Annotated in this window: 30 protein-coding genes and 2 tRNA genes; 12 read left to right on the top strand and 20 right to left on the bottom strand. The window is 67.2% G+C overall.

The annotated features are described in order from the left end of the window. The 15 genes from Q7C18_RS07350 to Q7C18_RS07280 all read right to left on the bottom strand — a co-directional run bounded on the left by Q7C18_RS07350 (position 1) and on the right by Q7C18_RS07280 (position 6,798). Positions 1-183 (bottom strand): hypothetical protein, encoded by a 183-nt coding sequence (locus Q7C18_RS07350; RefSeq protein ID WP_311024804.1) that lies wholly within the window; start codon positions 181-183, stop codon positions 1-3. Next, entirely contained in the window at positions 180-320 is a 141-nt protein-coding gene (locus Q7C18_RS07345) for a hypothetical protein (protein WP_311024803.1), read from the bottom strand. Before Q7C18_RS07345 ends, Q7C18_RS07350 begins: the two co-directional genes overlap by 4 nt. Positions 321-430: 110 nt before the next feature. Then, positions 431-1,162 (bottom strand): hypothetical protein, encoded by a 732-nt coding sequence (locus Q7C18_RS07340; protein WP_311024802.1) that lies wholly within the window; start codon positions 1,160-1,162, stop codon positions 431-433. An 8-nt stretch (positions 1,163-1,170) separates the two neighbouring features. Beyond that, positions 1,171-1,824, bottom strand: a complete 654-nt coding sequence (locus Q7C18_RS07335; protein WP_311024801.1) for a hypothetical protein — start codon at positions 1,822-1,824, stop codon at positions 1,171-1,173. Between the two features lie 2 nt (positions 1,825-1,826). Next, positions 1,827-2,156 (bottom strand): hypothetical protein, encoded by a 330-nt coding sequence (locus Q7C18_RS07330; RefSeq protein ID WP_311024800.1) that lies wholly within the window; start codon positions 2,154-2,156, stop codon positions 1,827-1,829. Further along, the gene (locus Q7C18_RS07325) at positions 2,143-2,478 is read right to left on the bottom strand and encodes a hypothetical protein (RefSeq protein ID WP_311024799.1); all 336 of its coding nucleotides are present in this window, start codon (positions 2,476-2,478) and stop codon (positions 2,143-2,145) included. Before Q7C18_RS07325 ends, Q7C18_RS07330 begins: the two co-directional genes overlap by 14 nt. Beyond that, positions 2,475-2,711, bottom strand: coding sequence for a hypothetical protein (locus tag Q7C18_RS07320; RefSeq protein WP_311024798.1), 237 nt, complete (start codon positions 2,709-2,711; stop codon positions 2,475-2,477). The genes Q7C18_RS07325 and Q7C18_RS07320 overlap by 4 nt, the downstream gene beginning before the upstream one ends. Beyond that, positions 2,708-2,941, bottom strand: a complete 234-nt coding sequence (locus Q7C18_RS07315) for a hypothetical protein (protein ID WP_311024797.1) — start codon at positions 2,939-2,941, stop codon at positions 2,708-2,710. The genes Q7C18_RS07320 and Q7C18_RS07315 overlap by 4 nt, the downstream gene beginning before the upstream one ends. Beyond that, a complete protein-coding gene (locus Q7C18_RS07310; protein ID WP_311024796.1) occupies positions 2,938-4,320 on the bottom strand; it encodes a ParB/RepB/Spo0J family partition protein in 1,383 nt (460 codons plus the stop codon). The genes Q7C18_RS07315 and Q7C18_RS07310 overlap by 4 nt, the downstream gene beginning before the upstream one ends. 37 nt (positions 4,321-4,357) lie before the next feature. Continuing rightward, positions 4,358-4,714, bottom strand: a complete 357-nt coding sequence (locus Q7C18_RS07305) for a hypothetical protein (protein ID WP_311024795.1) — start codon at positions 4,712-4,714, stop codon at positions 4,358-4,360. A 453-nt stretch (positions 4,715-5,167) separates the two neighbouring features. After that, positions 5,168-5,530 carry a hypothetical protein gene (locus Q7C18_RS07300; RefSeq protein WP_311024794.1) on the bottom strand — a complete coding sequence of 121 codons (363 nt, stop codon included), beginning with the start codon at positions 5,528-5,530 and terminating at the stop codon, positions 5,168-5,170. A gap of 128 nt (positions 5,531-5,658) precedes the next feature. Then, complete coding sequence (locus tag Q7C18_RS07295; protein WP_311024793.1) at positions 5,659-5,925, bottom strand: hypothetical protein; 267 nt, start codon at positions 5,923-5,925, stop codon at positions 5,659-5,661. Next, a complete protein-coding gene (locus Q7C18_RS07290) occupies positions 5,922-6,365 on the bottom strand; it encodes a hypothetical protein (RefSeq protein ID WP_311024792.1) in 444 nt (147 codons plus the stop codon). Before Q7C18_RS07290 ends, Q7C18_RS07295 begins: the two co-directional genes overlap by 4 nt. Then, entirely contained in the window at positions 6,362-6,565 is a 204-nt protein-coding gene (locus Q7C18_RS07285) for a hypothetical protein (RefSeq protein WP_311024791.1), read from the bottom strand. The genes Q7C18_RS07290 and Q7C18_RS07285 overlap by 4 nt, the downstream gene beginning before the upstream one ends. After that, positions 6,562-6,798, bottom strand: a complete 237-nt coding sequence (locus tag Q7C18_RS07280) for a helix-turn-helix domain-containing protein (protein ID WP_311024790.1) — start codon at positions 6,796-6,798, stop codon at positions 6,562-6,564. The genes Q7C18_RS07285 and Q7C18_RS07280 overlap by 4 nt, the downstream gene beginning before the upstream one ends. Before the next feature lie 160 nt (positions 6,799-6,958). Between Q7C18_RS07280 and Q7C18_RS07275 the strand changes: the two genes are divergently transcribed. Beyond that, on the top strand, positions 6,959-7,324 hold the full coding sequence (locus Q7C18_RS07275; protein ID WP_311024935.1) for a helix-turn-helix transcriptional regulator: 366 nt from the start codon (positions 6,959-6,961) through the stop codon (positions 7,322-7,324). Here Q7C18_RS07275 and Q7C18_RS07270 read toward each other — a convergent pair. Beyond that, positions 7,286-7,358 (bottom strand) — tRNA-Lys (locus Q7C18_RS07270). The genes Q7C18_RS07275 and Q7C18_RS07270 overlap by 39 nt on opposite strands. Before the next feature lie 190 nt (positions 7,359-7,548). Continuing rightward, positions 7,549-8,028, bottom strand: coding sequence for a hypothetical protein (locus Q7C18_RS07265; protein ID WP_311024789.1), 480 nt, complete (start codon positions 8,026-8,028; stop codon positions 7,549-7,551). A gap of 120 nt (positions 8,029-8,148) precedes the next feature. Between Q7C18_RS07265 and Q7C18_RS07260 the strand changes: the two genes are divergently transcribed. Continuing rightward, positions 8,149-8,904, top strand: coding sequence for a Crp/Fnr family transcriptional regulator (locus tag Q7C18_RS07260; RefSeq protein WP_085437084.1), 756 nt, complete (start codon positions 8,149-8,151; stop codon positions 8,902-8,904). A 17-nt stretch (positions 8,905-8,921) separates the two neighbouring features. Here the strand turns inward: Q7C18_RS07260 and Q7C18_RS07255 are convergent, their stop codons facing one another. Then, a complete protein-coding gene (locus Q7C18_RS07255) occupies positions 8,922-9,158 on the bottom strand; it encodes an NINE protein (protein ID WP_070160476.1) in 237 nt (78 codons plus the stop codon). A gap of 183 nt (positions 9,159-9,341) precedes the next feature. Between Q7C18_RS07255 and ligD the strand changes: the two genes are divergently transcribed. From ligD to Q7C18_RS07240, 3 genes are all read left to right on the top strand, one after another. Further along, positions 9,342-10,256 (top strand): non-homologous end-joining DNA ligase, encoded by a 915-nt coding sequence (ligD, locus tag Q7C18_RS07250; protein WP_311024788.1) that lies wholly within the window; start codon positions 9,342-9,344, stop codon positions 10,254-10,256. Positions 10,257-10,555: 299 nt separating this feature from the next. Then, complete coding sequence (locus tag Q7C18_RS07245) at positions 10,556-10,822, top strand: hypothetical protein (protein ID WP_311024787.1); 267 nt, start codon at positions 10,556-10,558, stop codon at positions 10,820-10,822. 72 nt (positions 10,823-10,894) lie between these two features. Next, entirely contained in the window at positions 10,895-11,386 is a 492-nt protein-coding gene (locus Q7C18_RS07240; protein ID WP_311024786.1) for a hypothetical protein, read from the top strand. A 29-nt stretch (positions 11,387-11,415) separates the two neighbouring features. Here the strand turns inward: Q7C18_RS07240 and Q7C18_RS07235 are convergent, their stop codons facing one another. Beyond that, a complete protein-coding gene (locus Q7C18_RS07235; RefSeq protein WP_085437085.1) occupies positions 11,416-11,697 on the bottom strand; it encodes a DUF1540 domain-containing protein in 282 nt (93 codons plus the stop codon). Between the two features lie 578 nt (positions 11,698-12,275). Here Q7C18_RS07235 and Q7C18_RS07230 point away from each other — a divergent pair. Then, positions 12,276-13,898 (top strand): AbgT family transporter, encoded by a 1,623-nt coding sequence (locus Q7C18_RS07230; RefSeq protein ID WP_311024785.1) that lies wholly within the window; start codon positions 12,276-12,278, stop codon positions 13,896-13,898. Positions 13,899-14,058: 160 nt separating this feature from the next. Here the strand turns inward: Q7C18_RS07230 and Q7C18_RS07225 are convergent, their stop codons facing one another. Next, a complete protein-coding gene (locus tag Q7C18_RS07225) occupies positions 14,059-14,712 on the bottom strand; it encodes a TetR/AcrR family transcriptional regulator (protein ID WP_070160470.1) in 654 nt (217 codons plus the stop codon). Positions 14,713-14,895: 183 nt separating this feature from the next. Between Q7C18_RS07225 and Q7C18_RS07220 the strand changes: the two genes are divergently transcribed. The 6 genes from Q7C18_RS07220 to Q7C18_RS07195 all read left to right on the top strand — a co-directional run bounded on the left by Q7C18_RS07220 (position 14,896) and on the right by Q7C18_RS07195 (position 20,925). Further along, a complete protein-coding gene (locus tag Q7C18_RS07220; RefSeq protein ID WP_311024934.1) occupies positions 14,896-16,362 on the top strand; it encodes a cytosine permease in 1,467 nt (488 codons plus the stop codon). After that, positions 16,359-17,582, top strand: a complete 1,224-nt coding sequence (locus Q7C18_RS07215) for a serine hydrolase (RefSeq protein ID WP_311024784.1) — start codon at positions 16,359-16,361, stop codon at positions 17,580-17,582. The genes Q7C18_RS07220 and Q7C18_RS07215 overlap by 4 nt, the downstream gene beginning before the upstream one ends. Before the next feature lie 97 nt (positions 17,583-17,679). Further along, positions 17,680-17,753: transfer RNA gene (locus tag Q7C18_RS07210), tRNA-Pro, on the top strand. Between the two features lie 122 nt (positions 17,754-17,875). Then, positions 17,876-19,285: a trigger factor gene (gene tig / locus Q7C18_RS07205; RefSeq protein WP_311024783.1), complete on the top strand. Its 1,410-nt coding sequence runs from the start codon at positions 17,876-17,878 to the stop codon at positions 19,283-19,285. Between the two features lie 333 nt (positions 19,286-19,618). Further along, positions 19,619-20,206 (top strand): ClpP family protease, encoded by a 588-nt coding sequence (locus Q7C18_RS07200; protein WP_070160513.1) that lies wholly within the window; start codon positions 19,619-19,621, stop codon positions 20,204-20,206. A gap of 62 nt (positions 20,207-20,268) precedes the next feature. Continuing rightward, a complete protein-coding gene (locus Q7C18_RS07195; protein ID WP_070160464.1) occupies positions 20,269-20,925 on the top strand; it encodes an ATP-dependent Clp protease proteolytic subunit in 657 nt (218 codons plus the stop codon). Positions 20,926-21,074: the final 149 nt, after the last annotated feature.

Raw genomic sequence — 21,074 nt, 5'->3', positions numbered from 1 at the left:
TCAGTCGCGGGGCCTGCGAGCGCCCCAGGCGACCATTCCGGCGCCGAGGAGGGCGCAGGAGGCCGCGAGGAGGCCGAACCGGTCATGCCCGAAGGCCCACACGGTGCCGGCTACCAGTGCGCATAGGATCAGCAGTACTCCGCTGCCAGCGGTCATGTTCGGCTGGTCTCGCTGGTCGCTCATGCGTCCGGGTCCTCGTTCTCGCCACGGAAGCGGGCCGCGATGTCCTGCTCGGTCCAGCCGAGACGACGGAGGATGTCCTCCCCGGTCCGCTGGCGCTGGTCTGGCCCCATGGGGATCTTCGCGAGCGCTTCGAGCATGTTCGCGGTGCGCTACTCGAAGACGCCCGCCATCCGCGCCTGGTGAGCCGCCTGCTGAACCGGGAGCTCCTGCCCCGGCCTCATGGCGTAGTCGTTTCCTGGAAGTCCGTTCATGCTGCTTCTCCGTTCTTCTGGTTCTCGTCGCGGCCGCGAGTGATTGCGAGCGCCATCATGGGGAGCCTGTTCTGCCAGCCGGCGCGGTGGTCCTTGAGCTCTCGGGCGAGGTCGGAGTCCTCTTCGACCCGGACCTGCATCAGCGCGCCCAGGAAGGACTCAGAGCAGCTGATGAGCATCATCTGGGGCCTGGTGGTGGTCTCCAGGGCCAGGGCGTCCTTGTAGGCCGCGCTGGCCGCTGAGAACAGCTTCAGCAGCTTCCCGGAGGCCACGATCTGCTCCGGCACCCTCGGACGGCCAGTCATCGCGTCGTTGAACAGCCTGGGGAGGTTCGGGAAGTTCTCACTGGTGGCCGTGTTCGGGATGGTCCAGGCCTTGTCCGGGAACAGGCCGGAGACATCGAGGACGCTGATCTTGGCGATGTCGACCTGGATGGAGAGCTGGTCGTCCAGCTCGTTCTCCGGCTGCTTCTTCGGCCGGAACACCTGCAGCAGCTCCTTCGCCGCCGAGACGGTCAGGTCGAAGGAGTCCTCGTCGGGGTCGCCGGTGAGGTCCTGGTGATCCCAGACGCTGGCGATCGCCATGCCGGCGGTGGTCCCGTTCGAGGCCTGCACGTAGACGTGATCCGCCGTGGCCGCGAAGTGCACCACCGCCAGCCCTGTGGAGGTGTCGTCATGAGCGTGAGGGATCACCGCCTGCAAGGCGCGGCGGAAGTCCGCTGTGTTCACGTGGACGATCATGGCGACACCACCATGGCGCGTCGGACCGTGACCTCGTCTGGGCGAGCTCCTCGATTCCCGTGAGGCCAGCACTCACCGTCCATGCGGAACCAGTGAGCGCCGCCGAACCGTGCTGGCACTGCGGGGATCAGCTCGTAGCCGCAGAATCTCGTCGTAACGCCCACGTCGTCGCACTGTGGATTCCACAGCTCCGACTCAGTGTCCGGCTCAGGGTCCGGCGCGGGTACACCTGGGACGGTGGTGGCCCCCTCCCGTGCAAAGTACTGGGCCAGCGACCGCACCTGGTGCGCACGCAGACCGACCTTCGCGAGGTGCAGCACCTCACGCGTCCAGACCTCGGGGTCCTCGCCCAAGGCGAGCAGCTCGGCCACAAACCGGTCCGGCCAACCCGCCAGAGGCTCCGGTGCATTCGGACCGGACTGGTGGCCAGGATCAGAGTCCACCACCTGCGGGATGCTGCTGAGCGCGAGCGATGCCGCACTGCGTATCAACGTTGCCTGTGCGCGTGCTTCGTCTCGCTCCTTCCGCAGCTGTGCGATCTCCTCCTCCCGGCTGTCGAGAGCGTCCGCCGCGGCCTGCGCGGCAGCCACGATCGACTGGACGGCGTCATGGGGTGAGTTCTTCAGCGTTTCCACGGTCGGGTCAGTCATTGTCAGCGACCCATCCTTTCCGGATTCGCCGCCCACGACAGCTCAATGCTTTCCCTTAGTAGCCGAGCGTTCTCGGCCTTCAGATCCAGCGCATCGGCCAGGACGACGCATTGGATCGGGAAGGCCAGCCTCTCCAGGTAGATCGGTCCCACTGGCCTGTAACGGTCTCCCGTTGGCCCCTCTGGGTCTTCCTCGTTGCGTGGTCGTAGGGCGTACCACTCGCCGTCCTCGCTTTCCCACGACTGCCACCATTGCCCTGTGCTGTCTCGAACGGCGAGGTAATCCGTGTACACGGCCTCGAGAAAGTCGTCAAGATTGTCATGCCGGTCCATCTGTCTCTCCTGTCATTGGACGATCGCCGAGGCGCTCCAGGTCTGCGGCGCTGATGGCGCCGAAGGAGCGCGCCAGGCTGCGAAACCCGTCCTCGAGCGCTCTCATGGCCACCCCGACCTGGGCTGCCACCTGCTCGCCAGCGAGGATGAATCCTGCGAGGTCGTGTCCGTACCGGGCGACCAGGGACTGGACCCGGCGCCGCTTCTGGGCCTCCGAGATCAGCTGCTCGGCTCGGGCCATGTAGAGCTGGGCCATGCGTGGCTGGTTGGTCTCGATGCACCGGCGGGCCCGAGTGATGCAGGTGTCTGGTGTGAGGGTCATGGTGTGGCTCCTGTCAGGGCGTCCTCGACACGGCGGCGGTGAGCCTTCGCCGCGGCAAGGCGGTCTCGGAGGACTTGCTGCGGGCCGTATTGGAAGGCCCGGGCCTCCGGTGAGTCCGGGCCATAGACCCGGCGCAGCCGAGAAGCCTCGTAAGAGGACTCGATCAGCTCCAGAAACGCGTCCGTGTGGGCCTCGTTCGCGGCCTTCCACTCGGGGGTCTGCCAGAAGTTCACCGGTCCACCTCCAGGGCCAGGTCGTCGATGAGGCGGAAGACCCGGGTATGGGCCCTGCGCCACCGGTCCTGAGCCGCGTCAAGCTGCTCGAGCAGATTCGGACCCGGCGTCCGCCCCTCGGCGGTGCACCAGCTGACATCTGACTCCAAGACACGGAGCTCAGCAGAGGCACTGGCGAACTCGGCCACCTGCTCCTTCAGAGCCTGGACGGGGTCCTTCCTGGTGGTCATCGGTCTACCTCCACGGTCAGGTCGGTGCCGCCGACAGTCGTCAGGTGATCGGGGCTGGCGTGCTCCCACCGGGTGATGGCCTCGGCCTCGGCGTCATCCCAGACGTGGCCGAATCCGTTACGGAGGGTCCGCAGCCAGGCCGCCCGGTCCGCGCCGTCGTAGCGGTCGCGTTCGAAGCCCTCCGGCTTGCGCAGCCGCTTCTCGTGCTCCCAGTTCTCCGCAGTGACCGCGAGACGCACGATCTGGCCCCAGTGCCAGTCGGAGATCTTCTCCTTGACCTGGTCCAGCCAGGCCCCGTGGTCCGGGTGGTACTCATCCGTGTTCTCGGGGAGGGCGACACCGGTCGCCTCGGCCAGGAAGGCCTTGTCCGGGTGGCGGCGGATCGTGAACCACACCAGATCCAGCAGCATCTGCCGGTCCGCCTCGACGTGCATCTTCGTGTTCGGCCGCCGGCAGGCATCCAAGAGCTCAGCACGGCGGGTCTCGGCCGAAATCTGCAGTTCCCGCTTGAGCTCCTGCAGCCGGCGCTTCTGCTCCTTCTCCTCCTCGGAGAGCGCGGCCGCGGGCTTCTTCTTCGGCTCCCACCAGGTGACCTCCTCACCCAGGATCCGAAACACATGGCCCAGAGCCGCATGCTGGGATTCGCTCAGGGCATCCCGGACCTCGGAGAACTTGACCGACCAGGCGACATCGGTCGGGGCCTCTTCGGCGCCGAGGCTCTGCAGCAGGTCCCGGGTCTCCTGCTCGGCGATGTCCTGCTGCGCCCGGCGGATCGTGTAGTCCACGTTCCGGGGTCCGAACGGGGTCCCGTCGAACTTCTCGAGCACCCTCTCCAGGACCTGGGTGTCGCCGGCCTCCTCAAGTTCCTGGATCTTCGCGGCGTCCTCGAGGCTGAGATGCCCATAGGCGTAGGCGTGCTGGACCTGCTCGGGCTGCTGCGTGATCTTCGCCTTGGTGCGGATCGTCTTGCGGGGCTGCCGGAACTTCTTCGCGATCGTGGACTCCGAGAGCCCGAGATCCAGCATCCGCTGGAACCCATGAGCCTCCTCCGCCACGGTCAGCGGCTTGTGATTCCGGCCGGTGGTCAGCATGACCTCCACATCGGCCAGAGCGCCCCTGTCCGGGGCTGAGCGCACGATGCAGGGGATCGTGGTCTTCCCTGCCCGCAGGGACGCCAGACGGCGCCTGTGGCCCTCCTGGACGATGAAGACACCGTCCTGGTCGGGGGAGGGGTAGACGATGATCGGGGAGATGACCCCGAAGCTGCCGATCTCAGCGGCGAGCCGTTCCAGCGACTCGTCCTCCTCGACGTCGGCGCGGATGTTGTCCTCATTCGGGTGGATGAGCTCCAGCGGGAGCTCCTCAACAGTGACAGGCATGATGGTGTTCCTCTGGTGTGATCTGGTGGCCGGGCGATCAGGCCCTGGCGGTGTCGATGTCTGAGATGAGCTGCAGCGAGGGGACGATGCTCTCCAGGGCGCTGGGGACCTCCCGGCAGACGGGGCACGGGACCTTGTGAACGATGCCGCCGATCGCCTGCACGGTGAGATCAGTGGTGCACTCTTCGCACAACAGGAACAGCGAATCTGTCGTGTCCACCCGGACCGGGACGTCCGGGCCCCTCACGATCTGGATGTGCTCCAGGTGTCGGATCTTGACTGCGACCCGGGCGGGACGAGTGCAGCGGTCCCGGGAGGCGTCCTTGACGATGGTTGCCTCACACTGGGGTGCCAGCTCGTCGAGCAGGTGCTGGATGCTCTCATCGGTGCTCATCGTGGTCCCCGATGCTCGTCTGCTCGTGCGGCCACGGATAGCCGGGCGGCGGTGTCTGCGATGCGGAGGGCGTGATCCCAGCTGCCTGCTCGGATCGTGCGCGCTGGACCGCCCGGGCGAAAGAACTCAGCGGGGAGCTGGACTGTCCAGGGCGGCTCGGGCTGGACGTAGTTCCACCGTCCTGCCTGGTCCGCGACCGGGACCCGGCGCGATCGTCGGACCCGGACGACGGGGCCTCCTCGACCGGCTTCACCGTGCACACCCGGGGTGTGCTTCTCCCGACAGCTCGATTCCTGAGCCATTCATGAGCCTCCTGTGGTGAGCGGTGCCAACGCACCTCCATCTCGTCCTCCGACGTGCGCTGGTACAGCGACGCGTGAGTGATCGGAAGAACCGTCTTCCGGGACCGCACCGACCCATCCGGGACGGTGACCTGAACGATGTGCGGGCCACTCATAGCGGCACCCCCACCAGCTCACCGAGACCAGCCCGACGCCTGGCCGCCGCGATACGGCGGTGCCGGCCCTCCATGAACCTCTCCAAGGCCCGGAGGTTGTAGGCGTCGCGCTGCGCGACCTGCGCCCGGCGGTCCTCCTCGTCGGCAGGGACCACCCCGGCCTCGAGGTTCTCCACCGCCTCGCGGATCTTGTCGAAGGTCCGCCACTGCATCAGCGGAGCATCCTCCGGGCCCATGAACCGCTGGACCGTCGCGTAGGGGACCAGCGTGTTCTGCGAGAACAGGTACAGCGTCCACCCGCGCTTCTCCATCTGCGCTCGGAGGCGGCCCCGCAGCTCATTGATCGACCTGGGGTTCACCTCGGCACGTCGAGCGTCACGGTGTCGCCTGGCCAGGGCGGCGGCCTCACGGCATGGCTCACACAGGTCCTCTCCAGCACGGCGGTGCCGCTTCGCGCCGGCCTCCGTCCCACAAGGCTTCACCCAGCTCATCGGTCCGAACCCTTCCTGGGCTGCACCGGCTCTGGGATGAACTGGCGGGAGTCCATCGCCAGCTGCCGCTTCAACTCGGCCGCTCGGGCGGCCTCGTCAGGGTCGTTGCGACGCACGTGCTCGATGACATCGGTGACGACATCCGAGAGGGCACGCACCACGACCGGCGCGCAGTGGTAGAGCAGATGCCTCTTCGCAGACGACATCAGCACCTGCCGGGTGGTTGTGGTCTCCTCGGGGACGTTCTCGGTGAGGGTCCTCATCGCGAGACCACCTCCCGGGCAACAGCGCCGGCCATGGAACAGTTCTCCAGGTAGAGCAGGCGCAGCAGACGGGCCAGGTAGGCGTCCTCTCGGCTCCACCCATCCATCGGGTCCGGCTCCCCATCGGCGAGCATCTGCTGGACCACCTGCGCGTCAGCGGCGCAGGTGCGGCAGAACTGAGCGATGTGTAGCTCGGGGAGCTCCCCGGCCGGCTCCCGGCCGAGCAGATTCACCAATGCCCCGGTGTTCCAGGGGGTCGGCTCACCCGGCTCCGGGATCACCAGGGCGAGGCCACAGGCCCGGCACGTGTGGCCGTCACGGTCACGAACGACCTCGAGGATGCTGCGCCGGGGTGCCGGAGGCACATCGAGGGGGAGAGGCTCGTCGATGAAGTCCAAGATCCTCACCGGCCTGTCACTGGGTGCTGATACGGTGGTCATACGTTGTTCCTTTCAAGGGACCCGGCCTCATCGAGTGGCAGCTCGATGGGGCCTTCTTCTTTCTGCAGCGCCCCGAGCTCCTCGAGGAGCTCCTGCGAGCGCATCTCGTCCCACTCATCCGCAAGGAGGAGAGCGACGTAGATCAGGAATCCGACGGCGCAGCTGATAGTGATCACGCCGGCGATCAGGGGGAGAGTCATGCGGCGCCCCGTCCGTCTCGTTCCTGGGAGAGCGGCGCGGAGAGGACTCTCTCCTCGCGCTTGCGCTGGTACTCACGCAGGTCGGCCATGTCGATCAGGTGATATGTGCGGCCACCGATGTCGACGGGATCGGCGGGTAGTTCTCCGCGCTGGATCGCTCGAGTGATGGTGGTCCGTGCCTGCCCTGTGAGCCGAGCTGCGACTGCGGGTGTCACTTTCTCGTTGTGTGGCATATGCACACTATGCCCCGTCGGGCGAATTGGTGCAAGTGCACACTAGGGGTCGGCGTGTCCATCACTTGTCACATGATCGACGACGCTCCATCTGTTGCATCTGCGTCACTCTGTGCACTACATTGCACATGTATGCCGCGCACGCGAGTCGTGCAGGACGATGCAGGTTCAAAGCAAAGGGGAGGTTGTCATGAGCATGCAGATCCCGGAGGGCTTCGTCCCTCAGTTCACGAAGGGGGATCGGCTGCGCAAGGCTCGGGAGCTCACCGGGCTGAGTGCGACTGAGTTCGGCAAGGACATCGGAGTATCCCGGAACTCGATCAGCCGGGCCGAGAATGGCGACACGGAGCCTCGTCGAATGCTGATGCTCGCGTGGGCGATGCGCAGCGGTGTCAGCCTGAAGTGGCTGGAAACAGGAGAAGCCCCGTCTCCTGATGGAGACGGGGCTTCCGGTGAGAGCGGAGGCGACGACCTGCACTCGTCAGAGTGGGCCCCCCGGGACTCGAACCCGGAACCTGCAGATTAAGAGTCTGATGCTCTGCCAGTTGAGCTAGAGGCCCTCGGCTGCAGGTCGTCGCTTCCGCGATCCGTTGCTCAGTCATCTGCGCAACGACATGAAACTCTAGCACCGGCTTCGTGGCCCTGCCAACTCGAGGGGTCCTCTCCGCCTGTGATCCTCATCGCACCAGCTCAGCACCGTGCCGACGGAACCGTGAGACACCCGTCGGCACGGTGCTGAGGACCCGACGGTCAGGCGTGCTGGGCCCGCATGTCCCCGAGGTCCAGGCTCCCGGAGTGACGGCGCAGCAGCCAGACGGCGGCCGCCGCCACGAGCCCGAAGACCAGGTGCCCGACGAGGCTCTGCAGGGTCATGGCGTTGATCATGAACACCGGCATGCCGAGCATGGCGGGCATGATCAGCAGGGCACCGACGACCCACAGCACGACGCCGTAGCCGGCACCGAGCAGCAGCAGCGGTGCAGGCCGAGCGCTGGTGATCACGACGCCGAACACGACGCCGAACAGCAGCGAGATGCCCATGTGCACCAGGCCTCCGACGGCGGCGCTCTCGACACCGACCAGAGCGCCGACCATGGGCAACATCCCCATCGCCGCCATCATCATGCCGAAGACGACGCCGCCCGCCAGTCCTCCCAGGCCGCCATGGACAGCACGGCGTGTCAGCGTTCCCGCCGCTCCGGCGGCGTGGGCTCCCTGAGTGGAAGTCATGTCCCTCTCCTCTCCACATGCCGCAGGTGCGGCACCGGGGCGTTTCCCCGGTGGTTCCATTCCACGACGCCGAACGCGAGGTACTGACCCGAATGTCAGCCTGATGACATAATCGATGCCATGGCGCCCTCACGATTCCTCACCCTTCCCTGGCAGCAGGTGACGGCCGAGACGGCGGGCCCCGACGCCGAGATGGCCGCTCTGCGGCAGGCCGCCTGGGTGGCGCGCTGCGTGGGCCGCGGTGCATCGGCGCCCCTGAGCGCCACCGATGTCTCCGCCATCGCGACCTACCTGACCACTCGCCAGTTCGAGCCGGGGCAGAAGCTCTTCGCCGACGGGATGGCCCCCGGAGCCGAGCCCGAGTCGGCGGGAGTGTGGATCATCCGCAGCGGGCGGGTCGAGCTCATCGCGGGGGCGGGGGAGCGTCGCTCCGTGGTCCACGTGCTCCATCCGGGGGACGTCGACGGCGACGTGCAGCTGCTCCTGGACATGCCGTTCCCGTACACGGGCCGAGCACTGGAGGAGGTCACCGCGCTGCACTTGGAGGCCGACGGCTTCGAGCGCCTCCTGGGGCACCATCCGGCGATCGCCCGCCGATGGCTCTCCTCGATCGCCGAGCGCCTGGCGATGAGCCAGAACCGCATCATCGGCCTGCTGGGTCGGTCATTGACCGCCCAGATCTCCCAGGTGCTGCTGGATGAGGCAGTGCAGGGGGAGGTGCTGCTGCCTCAGCGCACCGTGGCCGCGATGATCGGCGTCCAGCGGCCCTCGCTGAACAAGGTGCTCAAGGACCTGGAGCGGCGCGGCGTGATCGGTGTCGGCTACGGGGTCATCACGCTGCGCGATGCAGAGGCGCTCGCTGAGCTGGCCCGGTGATGTTGTGAGGCAGCGCCTCAGCGCAGGCCGAACAGGCGCTGCCTGTTGACCCGCCGGGTCTCGCCCCGGATGGTGAACAGCGAGATGATGGTGCCGATGTAGAAGAATCCCAGGGTCAGCAGGAAGAGGATCCCTTTGAGGATCTTCCCCAGGTAGAAGTACTGCAGCCCTGCCACGAAGAAGAAGCCCAGGATGGTGAGCACCAGGGCGATCCCGGGATCCTTCTGCGGGCCGTCGAACGCACGAGAAGCCATAGCGCCATCCTACGCCTGGCTCAGGCCCACCTCTCCTCCTGGCCCTGGCTGACCCTGTCGTACCTGTGTAGGACCGTTCCCTGGAGCCTCCTACGGCCTTGCGAGGCGCCGCAGCGGTTCCGCCGGGAACGGAGGTGCCTGACACTGGTGATCGGAACGGCCGTCGGAGACAGGAGGTTCCCGATGTCGACAGGCTCGTCAGCACAGCGCAGGCGCGTCACGGTGGCAGGGAGACGACTCAGCCTGTCCAATCTGGACAAGGAGATGTATCCGGCCACCGGTATGACCAAGGCCGACGTGCAGGAGTACCTGCGGGCTGTCGCTCCGGTGATGGTGCCGCACCTTCGTGGCCGCCCGGTCACCCGCAAGAGGTGGCCCGACGGTGTCGGCACGGCGGAGAGCCCGATGAAGCCCTTCTTCCGCAAAGCCCTCGAAGACTCCGCCCCGGACTGGGTGCCGCGGATCGATCAGCAGCACCAGGATCACACCACCACCTACCCTCTGGTGGACGATGAGGCGGTGCTGGCATGGTTCGGTCAGGTGGCGGCCCTCGAGCTGCACGTCCCCCAGTGGCGTGTCGACGACGCCGGCGACCCGCAGCCACCGGACCGCATGGTCCTCGACCTCGACCCCGGAGACGGCTCGGACCTGCGTGACTGTGCCCAGGTGGCCCGCTGGTGCGCCGAGCTGCTGGACGGCATCGCGCTGACCGGCATCCCGGTGACCTCCGGCTCGGCGGGGATCCACCTGTATGCGGCGCTTGACGGCTCACGCACTTCTCCCGAGGTGTCCGCTGTGGCCCAGGAGCTCGCGCAGGCGCTTGAGAAGGAGCATCCTGACCAGGTGGTCAGTCGGATGGACCGGTCCGCCCGACGGGGCAAGGTGTTCATCGACTGGAGCCAGAACAGCCGAAGCAAGACCACCGTGGCCCCCTACTCCCTGCGAGGACGTCCGCGTCCGACCGTCGCGGCGCCTCGTACCTGGGAGGAGCTGGAGGATCCTGATCTGCGGCAGCTCGAATGCGATGAGGTCCTGCGGCGCGTGGCAGACGGGCTGGACCCGCTGCAGGACCTGAGCGACAGCGACGCCGTGGCCTAGAGCTCTCCCGGCCAGACGTCCGCCTCCCTGAGTCGGGCCGTGTGGAGGGGTCTGCGGGGTGACAAGTCGCCCGATGACGTCCGCTGGGAGTGATCGAGCTTTCTCGGTGACCGTCACCAGCCGGAAGGCTGACCTGCACTGATCGTGAGCCGGCGTGGCGCACGGGAGCCCTGCGAGGGATCGAGGGCGTGAATTACCTCATGATTGTGTGCCCTAAAGGTCTGTGGCTGTGCTTCAATGGATGAGGATCTGTTGCGGAGCGGGCGTCCGGCTCCTCCGACCCATCCGAGGGAGTCGCTATGGCCGGTGAGAGGGCAGGCACTGCGCGCGATGTGGCGCGTCTGGTCGACGGGGTGGCGCTGCGCCGTCGTTGCGCGACGTCGACGGCCCAGCGGCTGTTGGCGGGCGCCGGTCGGCTGAGTCTCGTGGCATATCGGGAGGAGCCACAGCGGGAGCTGGCGGTCCTCGCCCACGGGATGACCGACGTCGGCGCCTGGCTCGTCGTCCTGGGATCAGAGGGCACGCCGACCGCTGCCGAAGGAGATGAGGCCGACGTCCGGCTGTAGATCGACCAGTTCGGTGCGCAGGCGCATGTCCGGGTGCAGGTCGCGAGTCTCCATGGGCTGGGTCGCGTGCACATGCTCAGTCCCGATGCCGCCCACCATGCGCTCACCGAGCACGCCCTGTCAGACGAGCTGGTCGCAGCCGCCGCGGCGCCATTCGCGCGGGTGGCCATGGTGCAGAGCGACAGCGTTCTGGTCCACGCCCGCGAGGACGTGGAGAAGCTTCCGTGGGACCAGGTGGCGCAGCCAGGGGCATGGCCGCTGGGCATCGAAGAATGGAGCGCGCTGGACACCGCCGCTGCACTCGCCCCCGAGGTCGTGGCGCGGCTGATGGAAGAACTCGCGCACGGTGTGCGGCGCGGCATCCTCGGGCGGACCCTGCCGGCTCCGCGGGAGCTCGACGGGTCAGTGGAGCAGATGCTGCTCGACGTCGACGCCGAGGGGTGCACGTGGCTCGTGCGCGAGGGCGATCAGGTGCGGGCCGTCTTGATCGCGTTCGACCAGCCGGTCACGGATGCGGCCGGATTCGAGGCCGCGCTGCGGGCCTGGCGCGTGCAGGTGGCCTGAGGCCCCGAGTCCTCGGGCGCCCCGTCAGCTCACTCCTGTGAGTAGGTGAGACAGTTCGCGGTGTCACCACCGACAGTGACGGCCTCGGCGGAGCACATCAGGTCGGTGTTGTGGACGCACTCCAAGCGCTGGCACGCCCCCACGTGTCCTTCAGCGGTCGGCAGACCGCCGCGGACATCCAGGGCGATGAAGGTCCCACAGCTGGGGGAGCCGGCGGAACCGGTGATGGTGACGGCATCAGCGCGGCAGGCGCCGTCGTTGAAGGCGCACGACGTGGCGGCGCAGGACGTGACGGTGGCGAGACTGGTCATGACAGGACTCCTCAGTGCTCTGCCCGCTCGGCGGTTCCTGAGCGGATGCCGCCAGAGTATGCCTCGATGACAGGGCCCACAAGACCAGCGCGCCTCACCGGATTCCACGAGATCTCGGGGCCGGAACCGGCACCGACCGAGGCAGGCGCGCCTGGCAGGATGACAGCACACCAGTGTGATCGAACCAGGTCTGACCTGGAGTGACGCAATCGTCAGGCATGGTCGTCGGGCGGGACCATCGACCGCTCAGGAGAAGCCGGCCTTGCGGATGCGCCCGTGCGCGCCGTCGAGACCCACAGGAGGTGACGGAGTTCCCTGCCGGGAGGAGGGGCGGCCCGCTGCAGGGAGCGGACTCCAGCCGGTCCGGTGCGCCGAGACACTCGGACGTTCCGGGGAGGCTCGGAGGCACATCACTGCTGGTCACTGACCTCGGAAGACGCCTGTGACAGTGCTCACGGGTGCGTCAGAGTTGACGCACATCACAAGTCGACGCAATATGGTGTGCCTCAGCGCCCGCCGGCCGACCCGCCGTCGGGTGTCTTGTCTTGTGCACAACAATCCGAGGGGACACCCACCCGATGAGCACCACCACTCAGGAGCCGGAACCCGGCTCAAGCGCGTCAGGACCCGAGGGCGAGGACGCCCCGCGCGGACCCATCACCGGTTCGGGGAAGCGACACGGCCTCTTCCAGCGCTTCCTCGACATCGTCGAGCTCCTCGGCAACAAGCTGCCGCACCCGGCCACGCTGTTCGCTCTGCTCGCGGCCTTCGTCGTCGTGCTGTCCTGGGCTCTCTCGCAGGCCGGGATCAGCGTCATCGACCCCCTGGAGGGCGAGGAGATCGAGGTCTTCAACCTGCTCTCCGCGGAGGGCATCGAATGGATGTTCACCTCAGCGGTGGACAACTTCATCAACTTCGCGCCGCTGGGTGTGGTCCTGGCGACCATGATCGGCATCGGCATGGCCGAGCAGAGCGGGCTGATCGGCACGGCGCTGAAGACGTTCATCCTGTCCATCCCGCGGTTCCTGGTGACCTTCGGCATCGTCTTCGCAGGCATCATGTCCTCGGTCGCCTCCGACGCCGGCTACGTGGTGCTGCCCCCGCTGGCGGCCATCCTGTTCATCGCCGTGGGGCGCCACCCTCTGGCCGGCATCGCCGCCGCCTTCGCAGGCGTCTCGGCAGGGTTCAGCGCGAATCTGCTGCTCTCGGCCACCGACGTCATGCTCGGTGAGCTCACGATCGAGGCCGCCGCGACCGTGGACCCGGCCTATGCCGAGCAGATGAATCTCGCCATGAACTACTGGTTCATCATCGCCTCCACCGCGCTGCTGGCCGTCGTCGGCACCCTGGTGAGCCAGTTCGTGGTCGAGCCGCGCCTCGGCTCCTGGCACGGCGAAGGCGTCCTGGCGGATCAGGACCGCTCGGCCCTGAAGATCACCGCCGTGGAGAAGAAGGGCATGATCGCCGCCGGGATCTCGCTGGTGATCACCGTGGGTCTGCTCCTGCTGCTCATCGTCCCGGAGAACGGTGTGTTGCGCGGCGAGGACGGCGCGGTCGTCCAATCGCCGTTCATGAGCTCCCTGGTGGTGGTCATCATCATCGCGTTCTTCGTGCCAGGGCTCGTCTACGGAATCGTCACGAAGGTGGTCCGCAATGACACGGACGTGATCAACCATGTCTCCAAGACGCTGGCCGGGATGGCCATGTTCCTGGTCCTGGCCTTCACCGCTGGCCAGTTCATCGCCTACTTCAACCAGTCGAACATCGGCCTGCTGGTCTCGGTCGGCGGAGCCGACCTCCTGGAGTCCATCAATCTCACCGGGCTGCCGCTGATCCTGCTGTTCATGGGCTTCGTGGCCGTGGTGAACCTGCTGGTCGGGTCGGCCTCGGCGAAATGGGCCATGCTCGCCCCGGTCATGGTGCCGATCCTGATGCATCTGGGCATCTCTCCGGAGTTCACCCAGGCGGCCTACCGGGTTTCGGACTCCGCCACGAACATCCTCAGCCCGCTGATGACCTACTTCGCGATCGTCATCGCAGTGGCGCAGAAGTATGACAAGCGCATCGGCATCGGCTCCCTGATCTCCGTGATGCTGCCGTACTCGCTGGCCTTCATGGCGGCCTGGACGCTGATGACCACGGGTTGGATGTGGCTGGACCTGCCGCTGGGGCCGAATGCGCCGATCCACTACGAGCCCTGAGTGACGACGCTCCACGGACCGAAGATCGATCTGGTCCGCTCGTGATGCTGGTGGCGACACGGCGAGGGCGAGCGGCGTCTCTGCTGTGAGATCGCAGGTGCCGGGCGGCTCGTGAAGTGTGCTTCTTCCGTTCCGGCACTTGTGGTGTCGCGTCCACGTCTCAGGGCCTGATCAGTTCGGCGGTGGCACAGTCGACGGCCTGACGAAGGGAGTCATCGGTGATCCCGAGGGCCCATTGGGCGACGTCGGTGATGAATCGGTGGTAGGTCACATGGTCGAAGGGTGTCGGTGAGTTCACGTACGCCCCGGCGCCGTCGACGGCGACGAATATGCGGACGCAGGCGGCGAATGGATCCTGCGCAGGGAAAGCCCCCTCGGCGATGCCGTCCCGGATCAGCCCCATCAGACGCTCTCTGTCCTGCTCCTCCTGGGCCACGAGTGCCTCTCCGAGGCGCGGGTGATGCCGAGAGAGATGGCGGGCGTTGAGCCACAGTCGGGCCAGATCGTCGGCGTGGCCACCTTCCAGCCGGGCGATCATTCGGGCCAGCCGTGTCAGCGGTGCACCTTCTGCGGGGATCAGTCGAGTGCGTTCGTCCGAGAGTGCGCGTTCGCACGCGACCACCAGAAGATCCTCGACAGTGGGGAAGTAATGGCTGATCAGGCCTGGCCTGACGTCGATGCCGGCGGCGACGGCCCGCAGAGTGATCTTCTCGAGGCCCGCTGTGACCGCCAGTCGGGCAGCTTCCGCGATGATCTCGTCCCGACGTTCGCCGGGGGCCTTGCGGGAGTTCGTGGATGTGACCCTTGACACCATGCCTTCCATCTTATTGGATGAGTGACCAACAGAGTGTTGGTCATAAGACCAATAACCGGCGTGACCGGTGCGGATCGTGCACTGGAGCAGGGAGATGTCATGGCACACGACCATCGAGCCCAGGAGATGCCCGGGCATGCTGAAGTCCGGATCTCTCTGCGGGAGGCAGGTGGTGCGGCCGAGGTGAGTCTTGGGGGGAGGCGCGATGGAGGGCATGCCCCGGCGAGACCATCGGTGCAGCTTGAGACACGAGGCATCAGGCTGGTGCCGCAGCACGAGCGCAGAGGACGTCCTCGGGACCTTCTCTTCGTGTGGGCCGCTCCCATGGTCAGCGTGCTCAATTTCACCATCGGTGCGTCACTGATCTTCATGGGGCTCGAGCTGTGGCAGGCGATGATCCTCATCGTGGTGGGCAACCTGCCCTGGATCCTCACCGGAGTCGCCGCTGCCGCGGGTCCTGCGGCCGGTACCGCGAGTTCCGCGATCACCCGTGCTGTCTATGGCATCCGTGGAAACTCCGGCGTGATGGTCGTCTACGGGGGTCTCATCTCTGCGGTGTTCCTCGCGCTGAACTGGCTGGCGTCGACCTACATGGGAGCCGAGATCGTCACCATGGCCGGACTGGCCGACTCAGGAACGGCTCGTGTGGCCGTCACCATCGTCGTCTCCGTGACCACCGTGCTGGTGGCCGTATACGGGCATGGACTCATCACCCGGGCCTATGGCTGGATCACCGGGATCCTGCTGGTGATATTCGTTCTGGTCACGGCGGTGAGCCTGACAGCGGTCGACTGGGGCTTCCGCCAGCCGGAGCCGCTGCAGGGGATCCACCTCTGGGTGGTGCTGAGCATCGGCTTCGCCGTGCTGGCCTCGACCCCGCTGTCCTTCTCGAACAGCCCGGACATGGCGCGATACCTCCCCCAAGAGACTCCGCGATGGCGGATCGCCATCGCCACCGCCGCCGGCGGCGCCCTGCCGTGCATCGTCTTCACGGCCGTCGGAGCGCTGCTGGCCACCGCCATGAGCCCTGTGGCCCTCGAGATCGGGGTGGAGCACGCCCTGCTGGGGCTGCTGCCGGCCTGGTTGGGCGTGCTCTTCGTGCTCGGCGTGGTGCTGAACACGGTGGCGCTGAACGCCATGACCACCTACACCGCATCCATGGTGCTGCAGGCGATCGGACTCCCGATGAGGAGGACCACCGCGGCTGTGGCGGTGGGCCTGGTCGCCACCGGACTGACCCTCGTGCTGGTGTTCTCCACCGGACTGCTCGAAGCGGTGAACCTGCTGCTGCAGCTTCTGATCGTGATTTCGGCCCCGACGATGACACTGTTGTGTTTGGACGCACTGATGCGTCGATACCGCTATGACGGGCCGGGGCTGCTGGACGCGACGGCGAACAGCCCCTACTGGGGTGTGGCCGGCTGCAGCCCCGCCGGACTGACCGCACTCCTGGCAGGGATGGCCTCTGGCACGCTGGCCCTCACCACCGAGCTCGGCACCGGCCCGCTCTCAGCGGCGCTGGGAGGCTTGGACCTCTCTGTGCCGGTCTCAGCGATCGTCGCGGGCGCCGTGTATGCCACCATGACGCGCGGAGGTCGGCGTATGCACAGGTGGTCGGTCGCCCATGAGCGGCGAGGAGGAGCGCGATGACCCAGGGTGGACGTCCTCCCCAGGCAGACCTGTCCGCGCCGGTGAACCGGCTCAGGCCGGCAGTGCCGCTTCGCCCCACCATCGACACCTGGCAGGAACCCCCGCACGTCCGTTGGGCGTTCACCCACCTCTCCGAGGTCCTGCCGTCAGCGCGCATCCATCGCCGGTCGACGGGTTCCCGCGCTGCGGCAGGTGATGAAGCGGGGGAGATGCCCAGGCTGCTGATGCGGGTTCCAGATCTCTCGCATCGGCTCGAAGAGACTCACACGGATGCTCTGCTCGTCGTCCGTCAGGGACAGGTCGCCGCGCAGTGGTACGCCCCCGGCTGCGGGCCGGATGACCAGCATCTGATCATGAGCGTGTCAAAGTCGCTGTGCGGGCTCGTGGCGGGATCGCTGACGATGGACGGTCTGTGGAGTCTTGAGGACCGCGTGATCAGCTACGTACCGGAGCTGGCTGAGGGGGCCTATGCCCGAGCTACCATCGCTGACCTGCTGGATATGACAGTCAGCGTGGACTACGACGAGGACTATCTGAACCCTCGATCCGAGCTGCAACGTCATGACCGCAGCGCTGGCTGGAGAGGGCCCCGGCCGGGCGACCCTGGTGACACGTGGAGCTTTCTGCGCACGCTCACCGGCGCGGGTCCCCAGGGGCGTTTCCAGTACTGCTCGGCGACCACTGATGTGCTGGCCTGGGCGATCGAGCGGGCCACCGGGGCCCGCTACGTAGACCAGCTGGCTGATCGTGTGTGGTCCAGACTTCGCCCGGATCATGATGCCATGGTGACGGTGGATCGATCGGGATTCGCCCATGCCGACGGCGGAGTCTCTTGCACGGCGCGCGACCTCGCCCGGGTAGGAGAGATGGTGCTGGCCGGCGGACGAGCGCCCGGAGGGCGCGTGGTCGCGGCGCAGTGGGCCGAGAGCATCCTGGCTGGCGGAGATCCCCGCCAGATGGTCGACCAGGGCTGGACCTCGGTCTACCCCGGCGGCTCCTATACGCGGCAGTGGTGGTGCACGGGAAACCGGCGCGGCAACGTCACCGGCCTCGGCATCCATGGTCAGCACCTCTGGTTGGATCCGCAGTCGTCCACGGTCATGGTCAAACTGTCCAGCTGGCCTCAGCCAGACGCCGAGCAGGACCAACGGACGCAGGCGCTGTTGATGGAAGACCTGACGCGGGCTCTTGCCGCAGAGTGCGGCGCGGATTCGCCGTGACCGACGGCGGCGCGCTATTGTGTATCGGTCCGTGCCGTCTGTCGGGCGCCGTCTCCTCCGCGCTGCGGGGGGCCGCGCAGTCCGGGTGGCGGGCGATCGGGGTGTAGCTCAGCTTGGCAGAGCGCGCGCTTTGGGAGCGTGAGGCCGCAGGTTCAAATCCTGTCACCCCGACGGCGGCCGAGGCGCAGCGGGAGCATCGAAGCTCGCGGCGCCGCTCGGCCGCGGCCGACGCTGCGGGTTCTGCCAGAGCTCGCATCAGACATGATCAGTCGTCATCTATCAGGAGCCCCCACGTGGTCAAGAGCACCGTTGAAAATCTGAACCCGACTCGAGTCAAGCTCACCGTCGAGGTGACCTCTGAGGAGCTTGAGCCCAAGATCAAGGCCGCATACAAGAGCATCGCGGAGCAGGTTCAGATCCCCGGCTTCCGCAAGGGCAAGGTTCCCGCGCCGATCATCGACCAGCGCGTCGGCCGCGAGTACGTCGTCCAGACCGCCATCAACGACGGCCTCAACGAGTTCTACCAGCAGGGCCTGGCCGAGGCCGAGATCGCTCCGCTGTCCCGCCCCGAGGTGGAGATCGAGGAGATCCCGGACCCCAAGACCAACGAGGGCGTTCTGAAGTTCACCGGTGAGCTGGACGTCAAGCCGGAGGTGGAGCTGCCCGAGTACTCAGGCCTCGAGGTCGAGGTCGAGGCCCGCACCGCTGACGAGGACGCCGTGCAGGAGCAGCTCGACGAGCTGCGCTCGCGCTTCGGCACCCTCAAGGACGTCGAGCGGCCCGCGGCGACCGACGACTTCGTGACCCTCGACCTGGCCGCCAGCATCGACGGCGAAGAGGTCGACAACGCGACCGGCCTGTCCTACCAGGTCGGTGCCGGCACGATGCTGGAGGGTCTCGACGAGGCCCTCGAAGGACTCTCCGCCGGCGAGGACGCGACCTTCGAGACCACCCTGGCCGGAGGTGAGCACTCCGGCGAGGAGGCCTCCGTGAAGGTGACCCTGCAGGCCGTCAAGGAGCGCGAGCTGCCTGAGGCCGACGATGAGTTCGCCCAGATGGCCTCGGAGTTCGACACCATCGAGGAGCTCCGCGCAGACCTGCGGACCAAGGCCGAGGAGAACCTCGTCGTGGAGCAGGGCGTCGAGGCCCGCGACAAGGTCCTGGAGAAGCTCATGGAGCTCGTCGAGGTCCCCGTCCCCGCCTCCGTGGTGGAGGGACAGGTGGAGCAGCACTTCAGCCAGGGCGGCCACGCCGAGGGCGACGACCACGACACCGAGGAGCACCGCGAGGAGATCGAGAAGCAGACCCGCGAGGCATTCCGCAACGAGATCGTGCTGGACCTGATCGCCGACAAGGAGGAGATCGGCGTCGACCAGGGCGAGCTCATCGAGTACATCGTCTCCACGGCCTCCCAGTACGGCATGGAGCCCAACCAGTTCGCGCAGATGCTGGACCAGGCCGGCCAGGTGCCGATGATCATGGGCGAGGTCCGCCGCCGCAAGGCGCTGGCCAAGGTCCTCGAGCTCGCCGTCGTGAAGGACTCCGAGGGCAACGACGTCGACCTGTCCGACTTCGTGACCCCGCAGGGTGACGACGAGGAGGAGGGCGCCGCCGAGGAGGTCGCCGAGGTCGCTGAGACCGAGACGGCCGCCGACGAGCAGCACGCCGACTCGGCGGACGAGGAGTCCGACGAGCAGAAGTGAGCAGCCGCCGGACCGGAGTGAGTCCGTGTCCGTGACGCGCTGAACCGGTGCTGACCCAGCACTGAGCCCGACGACGGCGGGCCGCTGAGCCGAGAGGCCCGGCGGCCCGCCGTCGTCGTGAGCAGGGGGTGCGTCGGAGTACGGAGCTCCGCACCCTGCGCCAACAGCGAACGACGCCGCGGCACGCCTCGGCCCGGGGCGGTCACCAGGTAATGTCGGGGACAGCACGGACGGTCCTGCGCGGCGCGCGACGATCTCGCGGCGCCGCTCGACCGTCCTGACGTGAGAGAACACTGGAGTGGAGGAACGTCCATGTCTGAGAGCCTGCCCAGCATGTCGACCGTGGACCCGGCGTCCCGCGACGACTACATCTACAACCGTCTGCTCAAGGAGCGGATCATCTGGCTGGGGTCGGAGGTCCGTGACGAGAACGCCAACGCCATCTGCTCCCAGATGCTGCTGCTCTCGGCCGAGGACCCCGAGCGGGACATCTACCTCTACATCAACTCGCCGGGCGGCTCGGTGACCGCCGGGATGGCCATCTACGACACGATGCAGTTCATCCCCAACGACGTCGTCACCGTCGCCACCGGCCTGGCCGCCTCGATGGGGCAGTTCCTGCTCTCCTCGGGCACTCCCGGCAAGCGGTTCGCCACTCCGCACGCGCGCATCCTGATGCACCAGCCCTCCGGCGGCATCGGTGGCACCGAGTCCGACGTGCGGATCCAGGCGGAGCTGATCAAGCACATGAAGCAGGTCATGGCCGAGCTCACCGCTGAGCAGACCGGCCAGTCGGTGGAGACCATCCTCAACGACAACGCCCGTGACAAGTGGTTCACCGCGGAGGAGGGGCTGGAGTACGGCTTCTTCGACAAGATCGCCCAGCGCTCCTCGACCGTCTCCGGCGGCGGCGGAGTCTGAGACCTCCCGGACGACACAGGCCACGACGAGACCGGCCACCAGGACACTTCAGGAGAATTTCGATGAACCACGACGTCACCCAGATCCCGCAGGCGATGCCGCACATGCCCGCCCCGGAGTCCCGTTACATCCTTCCGCAGTTCGAGGAGCGCACCCCCTACGGCTTCAAGCGTCAGGACCCCTACGCGAAGCTGTTCGAGGACCGGATCGTCTTCCTCGGCAGCCAGGTGGACGACGCTTCGGCCGATGACATCATGGCCCAGCTGCTGGTGCTGGAGTCCATGGACTCCGAGCGGGACATCACCCTCTACATCAACTCGCCCGGCGGCTCCTTCACTGCGATGACCGCCATCTACGACACGATGCAGTTCATCCGTCCGCACGTGCAGACCGTCTGCCTGGGGCAGGCGGCCTCCGCGGCGGCGGTGCTGCTGGCAGCAGGCACCCCGGGCAAGCGCCTGGCGCTGCCCAACGCCCGCGTGCTGATCCACCAGCCCTCCATGGGCGGCCAGCGGGGTACGGCCACCGACCTGGCCATCCAGGCCGACGAGGTCCGTCGCATCCGCACCTGGATGGAAGAGGTGCTGGCCCAGCACACCGATAAGTCCGCTGAGCAGGTCAGCGAGGACATCGACCGGGACAAGTTCCTCTCCGCGGACGCGGCGAAGGACTACGGCCTGGTGGACGAGGTCCTCACCTCCCGCAAGCTGCCCGTCTGAGCGTTGCGTGTGTGTGCCGGGTCCTCCGCCTCTCGGCGGAGGACCCGGCACACACACGGCGAGTCATGGTCGCCAAGGATGTCACCGCGGTGACGTAGTCTTGATCCGTACCGCCTTGGGAGGGCGGTCACCGTTCCGACGGCACAGGC

Source organism: Nesterenkonia sp. CL21 (genome assembly GCF_031705515.1).
Lineage (GTDB): Bacteria > Actinomycetota > Actinomycetes > Actinomycetales > Micrococcaceae > Nesterenkonia > Nesterenkonia aethiopica.
Note: the sequence above shows the minus strand (reverse complement) of the source record. Positions and strands in the feature narration are given on the sequence as shown.